The 22,580-nt window shown below is 51.7% G+C and carries 17 protein-coding genes; all 17 read right to left on the bottom strand.

Going from position 1 to position 22,580, the window contains the following annotated elements:
* Positions 1 to 19 precede the first annotated feature (19 nt).
* Entirely contained in the window at positions 20 to 1,237 is a 1,218-nt protein-coding gene (gene argJ / locus EZMO1_RS15985; RefSeq protein ID WP_034877241.1) for a bifunctional glutamate N-acetyltransferase/amino-acid acetyltransferase ArgJ, read from the bottom strand.
* Positions 1,238 to 1,393: 156 nt separating this feature from the next.
* The gene (secA, locus tag EZMO1_RS15990) at positions 1,394 to 4,132 is read right to left on the bottom strand and encodes a preprotein translocase subunit SecA (RefSeq protein ID WP_034877240.1); all 2,739 of its coding nucleotides are present in this window, start codon (positions 4,130 to 4,132) and stop codon (positions 1,394 to 1,396) included.
* A 290-nt stretch (positions 4,133 to 4,422) separates the two neighbouring features.
* Positions 4,423 to 5,358, bottom strand: a complete 936-nt coding sequence (locus EZMO1_RS15995; RefSeq protein ID WP_034877622.1) for a M23 family metallopeptidase — start codon at positions 5,356 to 5,358, stop codon at positions 4,423 to 4,425.
* Positions 5,359 to 5,656: 298 nt separating this feature from the next.
* Entirely contained in the window at positions 5,657 to 6,571 is a 915-nt protein-coding gene (gene lpxC / locus EZMO1_RS16000) for a UDP-3-O-acyl-N-acetylglucosamine deacetylase (RefSeq protein ID WP_034877239.1), read from the bottom strand.
* A 99-nt stretch (positions 6,572 to 6,670) separates the two neighbouring features.
* Positions 6,671 to 7,894 (bottom strand): cell division protein FtsZ, encoded by a 1,224-nt coding sequence (ftsZ, locus tag EZMO1_RS16005; RefSeq protein WP_034877237.1) that lies wholly within the window; start codon positions 7,892 to 7,894, stop codon positions 6,671 to 6,673.
* Between the two features lie 65 nt (positions 7,895 to 7,959).
* The gene (ftsA, locus tag EZMO1_RS16010) at positions 7,960 to 9,195 is read right to left on the bottom strand and encodes a cell division protein FtsA (protein ID WP_034877235.1); all 1,236 of its coding nucleotides are present in this window, start codon (positions 9,193 to 9,195) and stop codon (positions 7,960 to 7,962) included.
* Between the two features lie 121 nt (positions 9,196 to 9,316).
* Positions 9,317 to 10,159 carry a cell division protein FtsQ/DivIB gene (locus EZMO1_RS16015; RefSeq protein ID WP_082212220.1) on the bottom strand — a complete coding sequence of 281 codons (843 nt, stop codon included), beginning with the start codon at positions 10,157 to 10,159 and terminating at the stop codon, positions 9,317 to 9,319.
* A complete protein-coding gene (locus tag EZMO1_RS16020) occupies positions 10,101 to 11,135 on the bottom strand; it encodes a D-alanine--D-alanine ligase (RefSeq protein WP_086936422.1) in 1,035 nt (344 codons plus the stop codon). The genes EZMO1_RS16015 and EZMO1_RS16020 overlap by 59 nt, the downstream gene beginning before the upstream one ends.
* Positions 11,136 to 11,186: 51 nt before the next feature.
* Entirely contained in the window at positions 11,187 to 12,638 is a 1,452-nt protein-coding gene (gene murC / locus EZMO1_RS16025; protein WP_034877231.1) for a UDP-N-acetylmuramate--L-alanine ligase, read from the bottom strand.
* Positions 12,631 to 13,785, bottom strand: a complete 1,155-nt coding sequence (gene murG / locus EZMO1_RS16030) for an undecaprenyldiphospho-muramoylpentapeptide beta-N-acetylglucosaminyltransferase (RefSeq protein ID WP_082212217.1) — start codon at positions 13,783 to 13,785, stop codon at positions 12,631 to 12,633. Before murG ends, murC begins: the two co-directional genes overlap by 8 nt.
* A complete protein-coding gene (gene ftsW / locus EZMO1_RS16035) occupies positions 13,778 to 14,986 on the bottom strand; it encodes a putative lipid II flippase FtsW (RefSeq protein WP_082212215.1) in 1,209 nt (402 codons plus the stop codon). Before ftsW ends, murG begins: the two co-directional genes overlap by 8 nt.
* A complete protein-coding gene (gene murD, locus EZMO1_RS16040; RefSeq protein ID WP_034877229.1) occupies positions 14,983 to 16,362 on the bottom strand; it encodes a UDP-N-acetylmuramoyl-L-alanine--D-glutamate ligase in 1,380 nt (459 codons plus the stop codon). The genes ftsW and murD overlap by 4 nt, the downstream gene beginning before the upstream one ends.
* 16 nt (positions 16,363 to 16,378) lie before the next feature.
* Positions 16,379 to 17,461, bottom strand: a complete 1,083-nt coding sequence (mraY, locus tag EZMO1_RS16045; RefSeq protein WP_034877227.1) for a phospho-N-acetylmuramoyl-pentapeptide-transferase — start codon at positions 17,459 to 17,461, stop codon at positions 16,379 to 16,381.
* Positions 17,462 to 17,463: 2 nt separating this feature from the next.
* Positions 17,464 to 18,861 carry a UDP-N-acetylmuramoyl-tripeptide--D-alanyl-D-alanine ligase gene (locus EZMO1_RS16050; RefSeq protein WP_034877226.1) on the bottom strand — a complete coding sequence of 466 codons (1,398 nt, stop codon included), beginning with the start codon at positions 18,859 to 18,861 and terminating at the stop codon, positions 17,464 to 17,466.
* Complete coding sequence (locus EZMO1_RS16055; RefSeq protein WP_034877224.1) at positions 18,858 to 20,435, bottom strand: UDP-N-acetylmuramoyl-L-alanyl-D-glutamate--2,6-diaminopimelate ligase; 1,578 nt, start codon at positions 20,433 to 20,435, stop codon at positions 18,858 to 18,860. The genes EZMO1_RS16050 and EZMO1_RS16055 overlap by 4 nt, the downstream gene beginning before the upstream one ends.
* An 80-nt stretch (positions 20,436 to 20,515) precedes the next feature.
* Entirely contained in the window at positions 20,516 to 22,285 is a 1,770-nt protein-coding gene (locus tag EZMO1_RS16060; RefSeq protein ID WP_082212213.1) for a peptidoglycan D,D-transpeptidase FtsI family protein, read from the bottom strand.
* Complete coding sequence (gene ftsL / locus EZMO1_RS16065; protein WP_051790148.1) at positions 22,282 to 22,578, bottom strand: cell division protein FtsL; 297 nt, start codon at positions 22,576 to 22,578, stop codon at positions 22,282 to 22,284. The genes EZMO1_RS16060 and ftsL overlap by 4 nt, the downstream gene beginning before the upstream one ends.
* Positions 22,579 to 22,580: the final 2 nt, after the last annotated feature.

Consider the following 22,580-nt stretch of genomic DNA (forward strand, 5'->3'; position numbering starts at 1 on the left):
AGGCAAATTCTGAATTGATTTAGCTGCGATACTCCGCATTAATGCGAACGTACTCATGGGAAAGGTCGGTGGTCCAGATCTGTTCTGTGATCTCTCCCGCCCCCAGAGACACCCGAATGGTAATCTCATCCTGATCCATGACAGCCTGCCCGGCAGCTTCCGTATAGGAAGCTGCCGGTTCACCATTTTCAACGATGCAGACATCATCAAGCCAGATGGTAATACGCTCCATCACCAGCGAATCCACCTCTGCACGACCCACTGCTGCCAGTATTCGACCCCAGTTCGGATCAGAGGCAAACAGTGCCGTTTTGACCAGTGGCGAGTGAGCGATGGTATAAGCCACTTCCAGAGCATCAGCCACGGTATCAGCCTGCTCAATACTGACGGTAATAAACTTGGAAGCACCCTCGCCATCACGAACAATCGCCTGGGCCAGCTCAATGGCAACGTCATTCAGAGCCTGACGCAAACTAACGTATAAATCAGAAGCCTCGGAATTGACCGCTTCGGCTCCTGTTTGCCCTGTAGCCACCAGCATGCAACAGTCATTGGTGGAGGTATCACCATCAACCGAAATACGATTAAACGACAGATTTACTGCGTCATTCAGCAGCTTTTGCAACAGCGATTGCTCTACTGCGGCATCAGTGGCGATAAAAGCCAGCATCGTCGCCATGTTTGGCCGGATCATTCCTGATCCCTTACTGATGCCTGATACGGTATAAACGACACCATCGACTTCAAACTGACGACAGGCACCTTTGGGTCGCGTATCCGTGGTCAGAATCCCCTCACCGGCTTTATACCAACCATCCTCTGACAAATCTGCAGCGGCTGCGGGTAAACCTGCCAGCAGTCGATCAACAGGCAGTTGCTCCCCAATAACACCCGTAGAGAAAGGTAAAACCGACTCTGCAGGAATATTCAGCAATTCTGCAGCACCAGCAGCTGATTGCTTTGCAGCCTGCATTCCCTGCTGGCCGGTACCGGCATTGGCATTACCAGTATTAATAACAAAACAACGAGGATTCTGATTCAGGCGAGCCTTGGCAAGGTGTACGGGTGCTGCACAGAATTTATTTTGAGTAAAAACGCCTGCAACGGTCGCGCCTTCATCCCAGTTCATTACCACTAAATCGCGGCGATTTACTTTACGAATACCTGCTTCTGTCGTCCCCAGACGAAACCCCTTAACAGTTTTCAAATCTGGCCAGTCACCGGAACCAACAGCCATAACGACTCCAATTTATTCTTTGTTCTGAAGTCGCTAAAGGTACCCCACTTTCTACTAAAAAAGAATTCCGCAAAAAGAAAACGGGCCGCCTGACCATAAAGCCAGGGCGACCCGTTTCTATGACTCAGTGTTTGAGTAGCTATTATAAGTAGCGATTTAAGCTATTTTACCGTGACACTGCTTGTACTTTTTACCGGAACCACAGGGGCAAGGCTCGTTACGACCGACCTTGCGCCCATCGCGGACGAATGGTTCCGGGTGAGGTGCTTCACCTTCCTTAGCTTCTTCAGGCCCTTCATCTCCAGAAGACATACCACCCGCCTGAGCGTGCTGGAACTGCATGCGGCGAGCCATTTCCTGACGACGACGCTCTTCTTCCTCTTCAGTACGGTCATCCTGCTGAACCTGCACATGGGAAAGGATACGAATAGTGTCGCCTTTAATGTCTTCCAGCATGTGCTGGAACAGCTCAAAGGCTTCTCGCTTGTATTCCTGCTTAGGGTTCTTCTGGGCGTAACCACGCAGGTGAATACCCTGACGCAAATGATCCATAGTGGCCAGATGCTCTTTCCACTTGTCGTCCAGAATACGCAGCAGAATATGCTTCTCGAAGTTGCGCAGTGACTCTTCGCCAGCCAGCTCTTCTTTCTTCTTGTAGCTTTCTACTACAGATTCATGGATGCGCTGGCGCAGACCTTCTTCGTCCAGACGATCGTCTTCATCCAGCCACTTCTGTACCGTCAGTTTTTCAGCCAGTTCAGTTTCAAGCTTTTTCTCCAGCCCCTTGATGTCCCACTGCTCTTCAAGACTCTGCGGTGGAATGAACTCGGAGATCAGATCACTGACAACCTCTTCACGCATCACCTCAATATTCTCAACCACATCTTCGGCGTTCAGCAGCTCATCACGCTGGGTGTAAACCACTTTACGCTGATCGTTGGCTACGTCATCGTATTCCAGCAGCTGCTTACGAATATCAAAGTTACGACCTTCTACTTTACGCTGAGCCTTTTCGATAGCGTTGGACACCATGCGGTGTTCAATCGCTTCACCCTTTTCCATACCCAGGGCTTTCATGAAGTTCTTCACCCGGTCAGAGGCAAAGATGCGCATGAGGTTATCTTCCAGAGACAGATAGAAGCGGGAAGAACCCGGGTCACCCTGACGACCGGCACGACCACGCAACTGGTTATCAATCCGGCGGGACTCGTGGCGCTCGGTACCGATGATATGCAGACCACCAGCATCAAGCACGCCTTTGTGGCGCTGCTGCCATTCAGCCTTAACCTGATCTTCCTGTTTTTTGGTCGGGTTCTCAATCTGGGCCAGCTCGGCTTCCCAGTTACCACCCAGAATGATATCGGTACCACGACCCGCCATATTGGTGGCAATGGTAACCGCGCCCGGCTTACCGGCCTGGGCAATAATTTCTGCTTCTTTTTCGTGGAACTTGGCGTTCAACACGCTGTGCTTGATGCCCGCTTTGTCCAGAGCAACAGACAGGTGCTCAGAAGCATCGATGGAAGCCGTACCCACCAGCGTCGGACGATTTTCGGCAACAGTCGCCTTGATGTCTTCAATGATGGCTTCGTATTTTTCATCAATGGTCAGATAAACCAGGTCGTTATGATCCTTACGCACCATCTCTTTGTGGGTAGGAATCACCACCACGTCCAGACCGTAAATCTGACGCAGCTCGAACGCTTCGGTATCGGCTGTACCGGTCATACCGGACAGTTTTTCGTAGATACGGAAATAGTTCTGGAAAGTCGTAGACGCCATGGTCTGGCTTTCAGCCTGAATGCGCAGGTTCTCTTTTGCTTCCAGTGCCTGATGCAGACCTTCAGACAGGCGGCGACCCGGCATGGTACGACCGGTGTGCTCGTCAACCAGCAGGATTTCACCGTTCTGAACGATGTACTCAACATTGCGGGTAAACAGAACATGGGCTTTCAGTGCAGCATTAACGTGGTGCAGCATAGTCAGGTTGTGAGAGGAATACAGGCTTTCACCTTCAGGCAACAGGCCACCCTGTTGCAGCATTTCCTCGACAAACTGGTGACCCACTTCCGTCAGTTCAACCTGACGGGTTTTCTCGTCAACAGTGTAATGCTTGGTCGGCTCTTCATCTTCAGCCACTTCTTCAACCTGACGCTCCAGCTTTGGTGCCAGTTCATTCATCTTGCGATAGAGTTCAGAAGAGTCTTCAGCCGGACCGGAGATGATCAGAGGGGTTCGGGCTTCGTCAATCAGGATGGAGTCAACTTCATCGACAACAGCGAAGTGCAGCGGACGCTGAAACTTGTCTTCCTTACGGAAGGCCATGTTGTCACGCAGGTAGTCAAAGCCAAATTCGTTATTGGTACCGTAAGTGATGTCGGCCTCATAGGCTGCACGCTTTTCTTCAGGATCCTGCTGTGGCACTACCACACCAACCGTTAATCCCAAAAATTCGTACAGGGTGCGCATCCAGTTAGCATCACGGCGAGCCAGATAGTCGTTAACGGTAACAACATGTACACCTTTGCTGGTAATCGCGTTCAGGTAAGCAGGCAGAGTTGCCATTAATGTCTTACCTTCACCAGTGCGCATCTCTGCCACACGACCTTCGTGCAGGGTAATACCACCAATCAGCTGTACGTCGAAATGACGCATACCCATGCTGCGCTTACCACCTTCACGGACCACCGCAAAAGCTTCAGGCAGAATGGCATCAAGGGTTTCCCCCTGCTGGTAGCGGTCTTTGAATTCCTGTGTCTTGGCACGCAACGCCTCATCAGACAGGCTTGAAATGCTGTCTTCCAGTGCATTTACGGCCTTAACCAGCTTGCGCATTCGTTTCAGCTGCCGGTCATTTCGGCTACCAATAATTTTTTTGACTAAAGAAGCAAACATACTTGTGTGATTGACTATCTCTCAACCGGTTTACTGGGCTAAATCCGGCGAACTTAAACCGCATAAAATCTGCCAGGTGTCTGTTGTACTTAAGACGCCTGGTGCAGTCTGTGTGACTTAGCGACTCTAAATATCGTCAAATCACGACAGTGGACCAGATTCTATCCCCATCTTTATATATGAACACGTCGCCCGGTTTTCAATCCTTGCCGACTTAATTGCCGGTAAGAATGTAGTTCAGCTAAAAATGCAGTGCCACATTTCTTTGATCGAACTGCCGGATAGTGAGATCACTTCGCAGATCGATACATATATCGCTGAGGGTCGACAGCCTTACCATTCTCCAGCACTTCAAGGTGCACATGAGGCCCGGTAGAACGGCCTGAACTTCCCATCTTGGCGATCACCTGTCCCCTTGTCACGATATCGCCCACTTTGACATCGTTAGAGTCGTTATGGGCGTAGCGGGTGACGTAGCCGTTACCATGGTTAATTTCAACCATGGTGCCGTAACCCCACCGGTCACCGGACCAGACCACTACACCTGCACCCAGAGAGAGGATGTCGGTGCCGCGTGGTGCAGCATAATCAATACCATTATGCCAACTGTCCTTACCGGTAAAGGGATCGGTTCGTGCACCAAAGCGGGATGACAACCAACCCTTTGCTGCAGGCAAACCACTGAGGAACGCTTCACCATCAAGCGCTTTATTGGCAAGCAGGTTGTCCAGCAGCTGTAACTGCTGTTCACGATTGTCAATCTGCTCTGCCAGCTTATCCAGCGCATCGGTCAGGGAAGGTTTGGCAAATACCTGAAAACTGTCGGGCAATTCCTCCGGGCCACCCAATGCGGGGACCTGACTGAAATCAAACTCACCATCATCAAGACTGGACAGCAACGTCAGTCGCTCACCCAGCGCATCAAGTCGGGTGATACGACCCTGCAATTCAGCAAGCCGTAATGTCAGGGCATCCAGCTGCCTTTCAGCATCTTCACGGACAGAAGCCAGATCCTGTTTCTGCCCAAGCAGTGTCTGCTTCCAGTTCTCCAGACCTTCTTCGGTCAGAATCATGTCCGAATCATACTTCAGGAAGCCGTACATCAGACCGCCACCCAACGACACTGACAAAGTAACAGCCAGCACAGCAGCTGCAGCCAGATGTCGCCCGCTAACCCGGAATGAGCGGGTACGGGAATGATCCTGTTTGACAACGATGACTTTCATTGAAAAGCCCTGAGCTCCCATTTTTCAGGCACGGCCCTTACGCCTGTCCCGACCCGAACCGGTGACAGGGAACGATGAACCAAGAGTTATAACAAGTGAAGGACTTTAGCACCGACGAACAAATCCCCGCAAGAATACAGATCAACAAACTACCACTGTTTAATCTGAAAACAGGAAAATAATCGAACTTTCACTTACAATTCAAGGAGTTACAAAAGCCCTAACCTGAATTACAAAAAAAGGCCGCTTTAAAAGCGACCTTTTCCAAGACAACTCACCCCGGAGTACTGATACCGACTCAGGCGGTAACAGCGACAGGCTTGAGGTAAGAAATAGGCGATACTTCCGCATCTTCGAAAGTGACCACTTCCCACGCTTCCTGATTTTCCAGCAAATGGCGAACCAGCTTATTGTTCAGTTCATGACCGGATTTAAAACCGACAAACTGACCAATCAGGCTATTGCCCAGCAGATACAGGTCACCAATGGCGTCCAGCATCTTGTGCTTTACAAATTCATCGTGATAACGCAGGCCATCCTCATTGAGAATACGGTAGTCATCCACCACCACCACGTTATCCACACTGCCACCCAGAGCCAGGTTCTGGGAGCGAAGGTATTCAACGTCCCGCATAAAGCCGAACGTACGGGCCCGACTGACTTCTTTCACAAAGGATGTACTGGAGAAATCAATCGTTGCTGTCTGTGAACGACTTTTGAATACCGGATGATCAAAATCAATGGTAAAACTCACCTTGAAGCCGGCATAAGGCTTGAAGGTAGCGGTTTTATCACCGTCGGAAACCGTGACTTCCTTTTTGATCCGGATAAACTTCTTCGGTGCTTCCTGCTCCTGGATGCCCGCAGACTGAACCAGGAAAACGAAAGGACCGGCACTACCGTCCATTATTGGCACTTCATGGGCACTGACTTCAACATAGGCATTATCAATACCCAGTCCTGCCAGAGCGGACAGAAGATGCTCGACAGTATCTACGCGAATACCATCTTTCTGCAGAGATGTGCACAGCGTAGTCTGCCCCACATTCTCGGCGCGTGCGGGTATCTCTACAACTGGGTCGAGATCCGTACGACAAAAGATGATACCTGTATCAACGGGAGCTGGCTTCAGGGTCAGGTAGACCTTTTCGCCAGAATGTAACCCTACTCCCGTGGCACGAATAATGTTTTTCAGGGTACGCTGTCTGATCATGATTACGCAATTCCGCGACCTGTAAGGTCCCTGTTATTTGAATGCAACGACTCATTGTAACAAAAGTTACATTTGACACAAGTCGTAACAGGCACTCAATTAATCTGCTTGCCGACGCAAAAACGCCGGAATATCCAAATAATCCACATTGTCAGTCGATGCCGTCTGACGTTTTGCCGGTTCCGGCTCTGCTTCTGTGGTTACAGTCGCAGGTCTTCCAGCCTCTTCCGCCTCTTTGGTTCGATTGCGGATACTGGGTGGAATGTCCAGTGTTTTAAGATCCAGTGATCCATCATTGCGAGTAGTACGAGGGCGGGAACCATCAACCACTTTCAGGGCAGGATCTGCTTCAGAGTCCTCAGCCCCCAGCCCGGTTGCCACCACAGTGACACGCAATTCATCACTCATTTCGGTGTCGATGACCGCACCTACCACAATAGTGGCGTTCTCGGAAGCGTACTCGGCTACCGTCTCGTTCACCTCGGTGTATTCGTTCAGACCCATATCAATGCCACCGGTAATGTTTACCAGTACACCACGGGCACCACGCAGATTGACGTTCTCCAGCAGCGGGCTGCGAATAGCGCGCTCTGCCGCTTCAACAGCACGGTTGCTACCAGTAGCAGAGCCGGTACCCATCATCGCCATGCCCATTTCAGACATAACAGTGCGAACGTCCGCAAAGTCTACGTTAATCAGACCATCACGGGTAATCAACTCGGAAATACCCTGCACCGCACCGAGCAGTACATCGTTAGCCGCACCAAACGCATTCAGCAGGCTGACATCTTTACCCAGAACTGGCAACAGGTTCTGATTAGGAATACAGATGAGAGAGTCTACATTTTCCTGCAGTTCTTTAAGACCTTCTTCGGCCACAGTCATACGACGACGACCCTCAAAGGAGAAGGGCTTGGTCACCACCGCAACGGTCAAGGCTCCCATTTCACGGGCAATCTGAGCCACAATCGGTGCAGCACCCGTACCTGTACCACCACCCATACCGGCAGTGATAAACACCATGTCAGCACCCTGCAGCAGGTCGCTGATACGATCCCGATCTTCCATGGCCGCTTCACGACCAATTTGCGGGTTGGCGCCGGCACCCAGACCACGAGTAATGCCAGCACCCAGCTGCAGGTGTGTGTGAGCCTGCATGTGTTGTTTCTTAAGAGCCTGAGCGTCAGTGTTAGCGCAGACAAACTCTACGCCCTCCAGCTGACTATTCAGCATGTGGCAGACAGCGTTGCCGCCACCACCGCCGACACCGATAACTTTAATGACCGCTTCCTGCGGCACGTTATCTTCCAACATTTCAAACATGTGGCCCTCTCCTTATTCTCTCACCCTAAACAGGATATTTTCTAAAAACTGGCAGTGGCGTTCAATCAGAAGTTACCCTGAAACCACTGTTTTAACCGATTGAACACACCGTCCTCCTGCTTGCTGAATACAGCTTCCTTACGTCCTTCCTGCTGGACTTTAAGACCGTAATGCAAAAGCCCGACCCCTGTCGAATATATCGGATTACAAACGACATCGGCCAGACCACGCACCGATTGTGGCATACCCAGCCTAACCGGCATATGGAATATTTCTTCTGCCAGCTCGACAACACCTTCCATTTTCGACGTTCCACCTGTCAGGACAATACCTGCAGGGACCAGCTCCTCAAAACCACTGCGACGAAGCTCCTGCTGTATCAGCGTAAAGAGCTCTTCATAGCGAGGCTCTACAACCTCCGCCAGCGACTGCCTGGAGAGTTCCCTGGCCGGACGATCACCGACACTGGGAACCTTGATCATGTCGTCTGCACCAGCCAGCTGAGTCAGTGCACAGGCGTATTTAATCTTCAGTTCTTCCGCATGCTGGGTAGGCGTCCGCAATGCCATGGCAATGTCGTTTGTTACCTGGTCCCCGGCGATAGGAATTACTGCAGTATGGCGAATAGCGCCATCTGTAAAAATGGCAATATCAGTGGTACCACCGCCAATATCCACCATACAGACACCCAGCTCCTTCTCATCCTCGGACAGAACGGAGTAGCTGGATGCCAGTTGCTCAAGAATGATGTCGTCAACTTCAAGTCCACAACGTCGTATACAATTTTCAATATTCTGGGCGGCATTGACCGCACAGGTGACAAGATGAACTCTGGACTCCAGACGTACACCTGACATTCCCAGAGGCTCCTTGACTCCATCCTGAGAATCAATGACATATTCCTGAGGCAGGATATGAAGAATACGCTGGTCGGCAGGAATTGCTACTGCTTTTGCAGCATCAATAACCCGATCAATATCAGCTCTGGTTACTTCACGCTCCCTGATAGCTACAATACCATGAGAATTCAGACTGCGAATATGGTTACCGGCAATGCCGGCATAGACAGAATGGATCTGACAGCCAGCCATCAATTCGGCTTCTTCAATGGCCCGTTTCATAGCATGCACTGTGGAATCGATATTCACAACAACTCCGCGCTTAAGACCCCTGGAAGTATGGGAACCGATACCAATGACCTCCAGTTCACCGTCTTCCAGAATCTCGCCGACGATGGCTACAACCTTGGAGGTGCCAATGTCTAACCCAACAATCAAATTCCCATTCTCTGCCGATGTCATGGCATTAATCTTCCTAAACCGCAAAAGCTACCGTAGTGAGCACAAATAATAGTGAGCACAAATAATCAGCGCGCTGATTCCACCGCCCCTGTTTGCCTTTCCTTTCGCCACTGGCGAAAAACTAATTCTGCCGCCAGGAGACAGACGCACCATTGAGATAGCGCATATCCACGCGCTCCACCTCACTCCAGCGACTGTCTAACCGGGCATGGTACAGACGGATAAACCGCTGTAACCGTTCCATACGCCGATCACGTCCTACATAAACGGTTACGTGATCCACTTTAAACCGCCAGGAGCCCGCTGAACCCAGCTGCAGCTCACTGACTGACAACCCCATGGGTCGCAACAACTGACTGATCGACAGGTATTGCTGCATGACCTCAAGTGCCTCGTCATCCAATCCGGATAACAATGGCAATAATGCAAACTTATCTACCGAGTCAGGCGCAAATACAACACCTTCTCCGGTGATTAACTTATCCTGCTTCCACCGCGCTACCGCCTGACGCTCCTGCAGAGATACCTCCAGACGGTCAGGCCAGCGTCGCCTGAGGCTGGCCTCGCGAACCCAGGGCATCAGCAGTAGCGTCTGACGCATCGCCTCGAGATCAAGATGAAAGAAGCGATTCACCAGAAACGGCTCAAGCTCGGCTTCCACATCAACCCGATCGAGAGACTCAAAGCCGGCATGAATCTCCACACGTGCTATCGGCCGGTTCAGCCAGTTCATCAACGACGGCCAGAGCCATAGAACCGCTGCCAAACTGATAACGCCTGCCACCACCCGGGCTATTTGCCACCCGTTGCGTGAATGCGTAGAGAAAAAAGCCCTGATCCGCCCGGAAGGAGGCGACTGCCGCCTCCTTCTGATCTGTACGGTATCCATCTGACTGCGCGAACGCTCAGACCGGGTCGGCTTCCGCTTCAGCAACAATCTGGCTTTCCCTTTCTTGATCTGCATCCATTATTACCGGACTACTGTCTGGCATTGAAGATTTCAGAACTTCCAGCACCAGTGCATCAAAATCCAGCCCCACCGCTTTCGCGGCCATAGGCACCAGGCTGTGCTCGGTCATGCCTGGAATCGTATTCACTTCCAGCAACCAGAAACGCCCGCGCTGATCTTCCATAAAGTCCACTCGCCCCCAGCCAGAGCAGCCTATCGTCTCAAACGCTGTCAGGGCAATTGCCTGCATCTCCTGCTCACGGGTTTTGCTCAGACCCGATGGCAAACGATAGCCAGTATCATCGGACAAATACTTGGCTTCGTAATCATAAAACTCGTTCTGCGCTTCAATGCGAATGACTGGCAGGGCTTCACCATTCAAAATGGCAACAGTGTACTCCGGCCCGTCTATAAACTGCTCGACCAGAACCGAACTGTTGTGTCCGGACGCTTTCTCAAAAGCGGGCAGCAGATCCTGTTCACGATCCACCCTGGCCACCCCGACACTAGAGCCTTCCAGGCTGGGCTTCACAAACACCGGCAACAGTTCAGCACAATATTCCAGCATGTCAGGCGTCTCGACCAGACGAAAGTCCGGAGTTGGTAATCCGACAGCTTGCCACAGCAGTTTTGTGCGGTATTTATCCATTGCCAGCGCCGACGCCAGAACACCACTACCCTGATAAGGAATCCCCATGGACTCCAGCAGCCCCTGAACGGTGCCATCCTCACCACCACGACCATGCAGGGCAATAAATGCCCGATCCGGCTGGTAAGCTGCAAGCTGACCCATCAGGTCATCCGCCGGATCAATCATTTTGCAGTCCACACCGCTACGAACCAGTGCCGCATAAATCCGGTCACCGCTCACCAGACTGACTTCCCTCTCGGCAGAGGCTCCACCGAGAAGGACTGCCACTTTACCAAACGCCCGGGGATCAAACGGGTCTTGATGCCGACCTGTAGTTACGTTGGTGTTGGATTCATTCATTCCTGTAAGACCTGCTTGTGGCATGGACTTCACTCTCATCAGGCCGGTAAATTATACCGGCTCTCCTAATTTTTCACTCAGTTTCAACGACAGCGCGCCAATATCACCAGCGCCCTGGGTCAAAAGTAAATCGCCGCCGAGCAAGACGCCGGAAAGAATATCATCGAGTGATTCCGGATCGGATACAAAAATCGGATCCAGCTGCCCCCGCTGGCGAATACTTCGACACAGGCTGCGACTATCGGCTCCGGGCACAGGCTCTTCGCCTGCGGCATAGACTTCCATCAGCAGCAGCACATCCACCCTGGACAGCACATCCACAAAGTCTTCATACAGGTCGCGGGTACGCGAATAACGGTGCGGCTGATACAGCATCACCAGTCGTTTATCTTTCCAGCCACTGCGAATCGCATTAACCGTTGCCGCCACTTCTGTCGGGTGGTGACCATAGTCATCCACCAACATAATATTGCCTGTATCACCGGCACTGTTTGTATGCCGATAATGCCCCTGCACCTGAAAGCGACGCCCAACACCCTGAAACTGTCGTAAACCTTCACGAATGGCAGAATCTTTGATGCCTTCATCCGACGCTACCGCAAAGGTTGCCAGGGCGTTTAATACATTGTGATGCCCCGGAATATTCAGCTCCATATCAATGGTCTCACCGGACTGGGTGCGTATCAGGTCAAAACGGGTCTTCATGCCATCCTGACGAATATTCACCGCGCGGATATCAGCATCTTCGCTCACACCGTAAGTGATAACTTGTCGTTTAATTGACGGTAACAGTTCACGCACAACAGGACAATCGATACATACGACAGCCAGCCCGTAAAAAGGCAGGTTGTGCAGAAAGTCCACAAAGGTTTTCTTCAGCTTGCCAAAATCACCTTCATAAGTGGCCATATGGTCGGCATCGATATTGGTGACGATGGATACCATAGGCTGCAGATGCAAAAAGGAAGCGTCCGACTCATCCGCTTCAGCAATCAGATAACGACTGCCTCCCAGCTTGGCATTGGTACCTGCAGAATTCAGGCGTCCACCAATAACAAAGGTCGGGTCAAGGTCGGCATAACCAAACACCGACGCCAGCAAGCTCGTTGTCGTTGTTTTACCATGAGTACCCGCCACGGCAATACCATGCCGGTAACGCATCAGCTCCGCCAGCATCTCTGCCCGCGGTACAATCGGCAGACGTAACGCTTTTGCTTCTGTCACCTCTGGATTCTCACTGGCAACCGCCGTTGACGTTACCACTACATCCGCACCACGAACATGATCTGCATCATGTCCGATGAATACCTTGATACCCTGCCCTTCCAAACGACGGGTGACAGGTGACTGCCGAATATCCGATCCGGATATTTCATAGCCCTGATTGCACAGAACTTCCGCAATACCACACATTCCGGTGCCACCGATACCGACAAAATGAATACGACGAATACGACGCATTTCCGGAACCGGTGTCACTGGAAACATTCGATTATCAGACATTCACCACCTCCAGACAGTGCTCTGCCACCTGTCGGGTTGATTCCGGCAGAGCAATAGACCGGGCCGCTGCCCCCATCTGCTCAAGCCGTGAACGATTTGCAACTAAATCCTGTAACATTCGGGCCAAACTGCCTTTGTTAAATTCGCTTTGCTGGATCATCAGAGCCGCGCTCTGTTCAACCAGATAATGTCCATTCGCGGTTTGATGGTCATCAACCGCCCAGGGATAGGGCACCAGGATGGAAGGGCGACCGGCAATAGCCAACTCTGATACGGTTAACGCACCAGACCGGCAAAGAATCAGGTCTGCCCAATCGTAGGTTTCTGCCATATCATCAATAAATTCTTCAACCCGCCCCTCAACGCCATGGTCACGATACAGCTGTCGGGTTGCTTCAAGGTTACCCTTGCCTGTCTGGTGCCAAATCTGAACCGAAGGCACACCTTCTGACTCGGATAGCAATGCCAGCGCCTCGGGAACTGTCTGGTTAAACACCTGAGCGCCACGACTGCCACCAACAACCAGCAACCGAACCGGAGCATCGCCCCGTTGTTCAAGCGGTTGTACGGCGTTTTGAATATCGGCTCTGACCGGGTTACCAGTGTGAAACACTTTTTCAGTCTTCATACCGGCTTTTTTAAACGTTCCCGGAAAAGCCTCCAGCACCCGGCTCGAGATTCTCGCCAGCACTTTATTCGTCAGTCCGGCAATGGCATTCTGCTCATGAATCACCAGCGGAACGCCTAACAGACGGGCAGCAAGACCACCCGGCCCTGTCACATAACCGCCCATGCCCAACACGCAAACGGGCTTGTGACGCCTTAAAGCCCTGACTGCCCGCAACAGAGAAACTGAAACTCGCCAGGGCGCTTTTAACAAAAAGCCAAGCCCCTTACCCCTCAGTCCGGTCACCGGCAAAAAGCTGATGTCGAAACCGTGCTTCGGCACCAGTTCGGCTTCCATACTGTTGGGTGTACCCAGCCAGTGGATATTAAATCCTCTGGACTTCAGTTCCCGGGCTGTCGCCAGAGCCGGAAAAATATGACCACCCGTACCACCCGCCATCACAACAATCGTTGGCTGATGGGCTGGCTGACGTGCTGGCTGACGTGCTGGCTGAATAGCGGCCGGAGAATGTTCAGGCATGCTGACCTCCCCGGCTGACGGCCCTCCTGCGTCGTTCTGCAGGCTTCTCTTTAACCTTGAACAAGCGTCGCTCATAATCAATTCGTAACAACAACCCAAACGCGAGGCAGTTAATCAACAGACTACTGCCACCATAACTGATTAACGGTAACGCCAGACCTTTAGTCGGGAGCAGACCGGTATTCACGCCAATATTAATCAATGCCTGTCCGCCGAATAACAGAGCGAACCCGTAGGCAACATAGGCGTGAAACAACAAACCTTTCTGTTCACAACGGAAACCAATCTGCAAAACCCGCCAGGAAATAAACAGGAACAGCAGCACAACCACTGAACAGCCAAACACACCAAACTCTTCAGCAAGAACGGCAAACACAAAATCGGTATGCGCTTCTGGCAGATAGAACAACTTCTGGATACTGTTACCCAGACCCACGCCAAACCACTCACCGCGACCAAAAGCGATTAACGCCTGCGTTAACTGATAACCACTGCCAAAAGCATTACCCCAGGGATCAAGGTAAGACGTCAGGCGTGCCATTCGATAAGGTTCAATCCAGATCAGCAAACCAACAGCAACACCCAGCAGAATAAGTAATACGGTGAACTGCATTTTCCGGGCACCGGCCATAAAGATCATGCCCATGGATGCGGTCATCAACACAACCACTGCCCCCAGATCCGGCTCAAGCAACAGCAAAACGGCTGAGGTAATAAGAATCAGCAGCGGCTTCAAAAAGCCACCCCATTGGGTTCTGACTTCATCAAGGCGACGTACAAGGTAGGCCGCCAGATATACAACGATGCACACCTTTGCCGCTTCCGATGCCTGCAAATTGAACACGCCAAGCGGTATCCAACGAACACTGCCGTTAATCTCCCGCCCCACAATCAGCACCAGCACCAGCAGTGAAAGACCAAGAAACAACGATGCCCAGCTGTATCGCTCTATTTTTTTAACGGGTATCAGCATCATAAACAGCATGCAGAACAGACCGGCTCCAATAAACAGGCACTGCTTCAGCATGATGTACATCGGATTACCGTATATACTGTCGGATTCTCCCATGGACGCCGAGCTGACCATCATCAGTCCGATCACCAGAAGTGTCAGAATGGCACCCAGCAGAGGCAAATCAACCATGCTGGCTTTTGTACCTTTACTGTTGAACTCCTGAAGCAGCTTCTGGTGAATGGTCATGGGAGCTCCTGACGATCTATGCCGAGAAACTCAACCACTTGTTGACGGAATAAATCTCCGCGCTGTTCAAAGCTGGCAAACATATCAAAGCTGGCACAGGCCGGTGCCAGCAGTACAATATCACCCGGCTGACTGGCTCTGGCTGACGCGGCAATCGCCTCTCCAAGATCACGTGCATATTCGGATGACACAGAATGCTCCACTGCCTGCTCAATTGCGGGCGCATCACGCCCCATTAAAACCAGTGTTCTGACATACTGACTGACCGGCTGTTCCAGATCGGAGAAATCGGCATCTTTGCCATCTCCTCCGGCAATCAGAACCAGCTTTCCTTTAATCGTACTGCCAAGTCCTTCAATCGCTGCCACAGTCGCGCCGACATTGGTGGCCTTTGAGTCATTAATCCAGACCACACCATCGCGCTCAGCCACCCATTCACAACGGTGTTTCAGACCAGTAAAGCGTTTGAGTACTTCCAACATCGCACTCAGAGGAATGCCAACCTGCTCACCCAGAGCCAGTGCTGACAGAGCATTGGTCTGATTATGTTGCCCACACAGCTTCATCTGCGAACAGTCGAGCAACCTTTCAACGCCCTTGCACAACCAGGTGGTATCACCTTCCTGCAACAGACCATAGTCGTTCAGATCAGGCTTACCCGCTGTAAATGCCACACCACTGACCGCAACAGGCAACAAAGGTGTCGTCAGAGCGTCCTGCTTGTTGTAAACCGCACTTTTGCAGCCTTTATAGATGCGTTGCTTGGCTTGATGATATTCAACCATGGACGGATAGCGATCCATGTGGTCCGGGCTCAGGTTCAGCACTGTCGCAGCCGCAGCTTCCAGCGAATGCGTCGTTTCAAGCTGGAAGCTGGACAATTCAAGGATGTAGAGCTCTTTGCCACCGTCTTCGAGGAGTTCAAGTGCCGGTATGCCAATATTGCCTCCCACCCCAACTGAAAGACCGGCTTCCTCAGCCATTTCACCCAGCAGAGTGGTCACCGTGCTTTTACCGTTTGAACCGGTGATTGCAACGATGGGTGCCTTTGCCTCACGGCAAAACAGTTCGATATCACCGACAACGTGCGCGCCTGCAACTATTGCCTCGGCAATCGCCGGTTCGGCCACCGCAATACCGGGACTCACTACCAGCTCATCAGCACTGTTCAGCCAGTTCTGATTAAAACCGCCAGTATGCACTTCGACATCCGGAAATTCTTTGCGCAGCTGGTCGATACCCGGAGGCTGGTCACGGGTATCCATTACCTTGAACGGCAACTGCTTTGAGGACAGATAGCGCACACAGGACAGCCCCGTCTTTCCCAGACCAACGACAACCCGTGAACAACTCGAAGCTATCAGTTCCGAACCCATATACCTGCCTTAATCCTTAGCGGAGCTTCAGTGTTGCCAGACCGATCAGCACCAATACCAGCGTGATGATCCAGAAACGAACAATAACACGGGGCTCCGGCCAGCCTTTCAGTTCAAAATGATGGTGAATAGGCGCCATCCGGAAAATACGACGACCGGTCAGCTTAAACGAAGCCACCTGCAAAATCACCGACACTGTTTCCATCACGAACACACCGCCCATAATGATCAGAACAATTTCCTGCCGGACAATCACCGCGATGGTACCCAGTGCCGCACCCAGCGCCAGCGCGCCAACATCACCCATGAAAACCTGAGCCGGATAGGTGTTAAACCAGAGAAAACCAAGACCGGCACCTGCGATGGCTCCGCAGAACACAATCAGCTCACCACTACCGGAAATAAACGGAATATGCAGATACTGGGCAAAATTGGCATGACCGCTCAGATACGCAAAAATAGCCAGTGCCGAAGCCACCATCACGGTTGGCATAATCGCCAGACCATCCAGACCATCTGTCAGGTTGACCGCATTACTGGTTCCAACAATGGTCAGATAGGTGATCACAACAAAAAACGGCCCCAGAGCAATGGTGAAGTTTTTAAAGAAGGGCACAATCAGAGTGGTCTCTGCAGCACCCGGCGCAGTCATGAACAAAAACATAGCGGCACCAAACCCTGCCACGGACTGCCAGAAAAATTTCCAGCGCGCAGGCAAACCACGGGAATTTTTCTCCACCACCTTGCGGTAGTCATCCACCCAGCCAACGATGCCAAATACGGCCGTTGTCAACAGAACAACCCAGATATAACGATTTTCCAGATTCGCCCACAACAGGGTGCTGATGGCAATACACACCAGAATCAGGGCGCCACCCATGGTGGGCGTACCCGCTTTACTGAGGTGCGATTTAGGCCCGTCATCACGAACAGACTGACCGATCTGGTGATAACTCAGACGACGAATCATGTGCGGCCCAAGCCAGAGGCTCAGCGCCAGAGCGGTCAGTACGCCAAGGATGCCCCTGAGCGTTAAATATTGAAACACGGCAAAACCGTGGTAGTACTGGGATAAAAAATCCGCCAGCCAGAGCAGCATTGTCAGCGCTCTCCCTTATAGTCAGACCCCACCAGGGACCTTACGATATCCAACATTCCCATCCCCCGTGAACCTTTCACCAGCACAGTCACTGCCGGAACATCCAGTTCTGACAGCAAAGACCGTAACCCGCTCACAAGAGAGGCTTTCGTTTCAAAATGACGTCCGTCACGACCATAGGCAGACACCGCCTGTCGGGAAGCGTCGCCCAATGCAATAAAGGTCTCAATACCCCTGTCACGGGCATAGGCACCCACATCGTGATGCCTCTGTTGTGACACAGCACCCAGATCCAGCATATCCCCAAGCACCATAATCCGGTGACCTTCACACTCGGCCAGCTGATCAACAGCGGCCAGCGTTGCCTTGGGGTTGGCATTGTAGGTTTCGTCAATCACCAGCGTCCGGTCGTCTAATGCAAAACGTTGTCCACGACGCTGGTAAGGGCGGGCATTTTCCAGACCCTGAACGATCTTGTCCAGTCCGATTCCTGCCGCAGAGGCGGCAACTGCGGCACAACAGGCGTTCTGTACCTGATGCTGCCCCCAGAAGGCAATCCGAAGTGTTCGTTTCTGTCCGTTCAGATTCAGAGTAAAACGCATGCCTTCTGTCGTGGTTTCAATATCACTGCCATAGCTGTCTGCCTGAGAATTGTTCAAGCTGAAAGATCGCACCCGACGCTGCTCACTCCCTGATAACGTCCGTTGCTGCCAGTCATTAAAAAAGTCATCATCCAGATTTAATATCGCTGTTCCTGAAGGTGACAGGGAGTCCAGAATAAAACCCTTTTCCTGCGCAACACCAGCAACATCGACCAGACCATCAAGGTGCGTTTCGGCGGCATTGGTAATGACCGACACATCAGGGCGAGTCAGTTCCGAGATATAACCAATTTCGCCCGGCGAACTGGTTCCCAGCTCTATAACAGCAAACTGATTGCCTGCCTCAACAGAGAACAGAGTCAGTGGGACGCCAAAGGCATTATTCAGATTGCCGTGCGTAGCCAGCGTCGAGCCTTCCTGATCAAGAATGGCTGCCAGCATTTCCTTAACGGATGTTTTTCCACAGGACCCGGTGATCGCCAGAAAAGGGATATCGGTCTGATGGCGATTGAATGCGCCAAGCTGACCCAGCGCTTCTGATGTGTCGTCTACCAGAATGTAGCTAAAGCTATCGGGATTGACAGGCTGCTCCTGCACCAGTACCGCTGCAGCACCCGATTCAATAGCCTTATCCACATAAGCATGCCCGTCAAAATTAGGCCCTTTGATGGCAATAAACAACTCACCGGACTGCACCGAGCGGGAATCAATACTGATTCCGGAAACACTCAGGTTCTGGCCGTTTAAACGTCCACCCAGTTCTGCCGCCAGTTCTGATAACTGATAAGCCCGGATCATAATGCACTCCACCCTGTCAACGCGCGAGAAACATGATCCCTGTCGTCAAACGGAAAACGTTTACCTTTTACTTCCTGATAATCTTCATGCCCCTTGCCCGCTACCACAACAATTTCACTCACTTGTGCTTCAGCGATGGTGTTGGCAATGGCCTTGCCACGATCCAGTTCAGTAACAATCGTCACATTACCCACATCAACACCCTTAACGGCATCAGCAATGATTTGTCCGGGGTCTTCACTGCGTGGGTTATCACTGGTTACCACAACTTTGTCAGCTACCTTGATGGCCGCCTGTGTCATCAAAGGGCGCTTGCCGCGATCACGATCTCCGCCACAGCCAAACACACAGGTTAAACGACTGGCGCCGTGCTCACGCAACGCAACCAGAACACTTTCCAGCGCATCCGGCGTATGGGCATAATCAACCACAACAATGGGCTTTCCGTGTCCACCAAAACGCTGCATACGTCCCGGCACTGTCGTCAACTGAGTCATCAACGGCAACACTTGCTCAAAAGCATATCCCTGAATGCAGACACTACCGAGAACAGCCAAGAGATTTTCCAGATTAAAACGCCCCAACAGCGGAGTGCGCAACTGACCGCTACCCCAGGGAGTACGAACCTGACTCACCAGACCAGCAGCCTTCAGTTCAATGGTTTCTGCGAACACATCCGCTTCCGGGTTGGACACCGAATAAGTTAAAACCTCTGTCTGATGACCACAAGCAGACAGCATCATACCACTGTAGTTATCATCAAGATTGATAACGGCCTGCTTTACCCGACCACCAGCAAACAGTAGTGACTTGGCTTTTGCATACGCATCCAGCGTGGCGTGGTAATCCAGATGATCGCGACTGATATTGGTAAACACGCCAACATCGAAGTGAACGCTATCAACCCGTCCCTGATCAAGACCATGGGAAGAGACTTCCATGGCTATAGCGTTCACACCGTCCGCTTTCAGATCAGCCATATACTGATGCAGGGAAACGCCATCAGCCGTAGTGTTCAGGCAGGGCTCCAGCGACGGCGGAACCCCTTTACCAATGGTGCCCATGATGGCACAGGGCTGCTGCAGCAAAGACAAAAGCTGGGCAATAAACCAACAACAGGAGGTTTTACCATTGGTTCCGGTCACTCCTACCACATTCAAGTTTGCAGACGGCTGCCGATAGAAACGATCAGCGAGAAAACCAATCCGGTCTTTCAGCCCTGAAACAAAAATAACCGGTACTCTTTCTTTAACAGCACCTTCTTTAACAGCACCTTCTTCAGCAGCACTTTCTTCAGCAGCACTTTCTTCTGCAGTACCAGCCCAATGAACAGCCTCATACCCGACTTCTGAGTCCTGAGCTTCCGCCAGCACAGCAGATGCACCAGCAGAAACCGCAGCCTCTATAAAGCGCCGACCATCCACTGCGAATCCGGGAACCGCCAGAAACAACTCACCCCCGATCAACTTTCTGCTGTCGAGGGCTAATCCTGATATCGGCCTGTCTATCTCGACCGACGGGTAGTCTAGAACCGCCAGTACATCGTTGATTGTATTTAATGGGCTATCAGCCATTACTTTCCTGCTTATTCACGGGCTCGCTTTCATGGAGCACCTGCCTTTGAACAGTCATAAAAGACTCTTCTTTAAAATGTCTAACCCGCATCATTGAGAACATATCTGAACCAGCCCCCCGTCTTTGCGGTCAGCACATCGTTATGCTTGGGCTTAACGCCCAACATCCGAAGCGCCTGAGCATTCACTTTGGAAAAGACAGGGGCGGCAGTGAAACTTCCGTAATAATTCTCACCGGACGGGTCATCAATAATAACAACCGTTGCCAGTCTGGGGTTATCAGCCGGTACAACACCAGCAAACAAGCCGATATGGCGATCATCATAGTAGCCACTGCCACCCACTTTGCGCACTGTTCCCGTTTTACCCGCCACCGGATAAGACGGAATACCTGCTCTGCGTCCGGAACCTCGTCGAACAACAGCACTCAGCATATCCAGCACTTCACTGGCAATATGCTCATCAATGACACGTTTGCCCTGGGGCGGAACATCGCGCTTAATCAACGAAACCGGCCGCAGGATACCCCCAGCCCCCAGAACCATATAAGCCTGAGCCAATTGTAAAGGTGTCACCGTCAAACCGTAACCAAAGGAAAGTGTTGATAAATCAAAATCACTCCAGCGATCCTGATAGGGCAGAAACCCGGTTCGTTCACCGGGAAACCCTGTTCCAATACTTTGACCTATACCAACCCGACGCAAAACGCTGACCAGACTGTCAGCACCTATATCCATGGCAATCTTGCTAACCCCGATATTACTGGAGCGAACCAGAATGGTTTCCATATCGATGGTTCCGTACCCACCAAGGTCACGAACGGCATTTCGCCCGACCCGCATATAACCATTGCCGGTGTTAATTTCGGTATCCCGGTTGTATCGTCCGGATTCCAGACCCGCCACCACCGTGAAAGGTTTCAGAGTAGACCCCGGCTCAAACAAATCGGTCATCACCCGGTTACGCATCCTGTACGCCTGCATGCCGGAACGGTTATTGGGGTTGTATGAAGGTTGATTCACCATCGCCAGCACTTCACCGGTTTCGATATCCAGCATCACCAGCGAACCCGAACTGGCTTTCAGCTCGGTGACTGCTCTTTTCAATTCCCGATAAGCCATATACTGAAGCCGAAGATCGATGCTGAGCATGATCTCCTTGCCCGGCTCGGCACTTTTGATCACTTCCGCTTCTTTGGCCAGTCGCCCACGCCGGTCCTTCAAGGTTCGACGAGTACCGGATTGTCCTGTCAGCCAGCTGTCATAACCCAGCTCGAGACCTTCCTGCCCCTTGTCATCAATACCGGTAATACCCACCAGATGCGCCGCCACCTCACCCATTGGGTAGTAACGTTTGTGTTCGTCGTAACTGTTAACACCGGGAATATTCAGATTAAGAACAGTCATGCCCTCTTCGGGCGTAACCTGTCGCTTGAGATAGATGAATTCTTTGCTGCTGTTGTTCCGAATCCGGGTTGCCAGCTCGGATGTCTGGATATCAAGAACTCTGGCGAGGGTTGGCCAATGCTCCTGCTGATCAACCAGAACTCGGGGATCACCCCAGATCGTCATCACCGGAGCACTGACTGCCAGCATCTTACCGTTGCGGTCAAAAATAACACCCCGGTGGGCAGGAATCGATTCGTGACGTATCGCTCTTTTGTCGCCTTCTTGCTGTAGAAAACGACTATCGTACACCTGCAAGTACATAACCCGTGACAGAATCACGAGTCCGGCAAGTGCAAACAAACCTTTGAGAATTCGATAACGGGCAGGATAGCCTTGCAGGTTTCCCCCGGCCTTCGCATTTTTTTTAGAATTTTTGTCGTTTCTGCGAGTATTGGCCATCATGGTGCCACCACTTCTATACGCCCGGAATCCGGAACATTCATTCCCAATTCACCCCTGGCTAATGATTCAATACGCCCCGGTGATGTCAGCATGCCGTGCTCAAGCAGCAGCTTGCCCCACTTTATCTGGGCGGTATTCAAATTCTCCTGCTCCTGCTGGAGAACATTATGGAGCCGCCTGTTTTCATGGCCGACAAAGCTGACGGCCACACCCGACGCCAGCACCAGCAGAAGCAAACCTGCTACCAGTGCATTGGTACGATTAAACAACGCTAATAACGGCTCTTTATCCATAG

Origin of the sequence: Endozoicomonas montiporae CL-33, assembly GCF_001583435.1 — a bacterium.
Taxonomy (GTDB): Bacteria; Pseudomonadota; Gammaproteobacteria; order Pseudomonadales; family Endozoicomonadaceae; genus Endozoicomonas_A; species Endozoicomonas_A montiporae.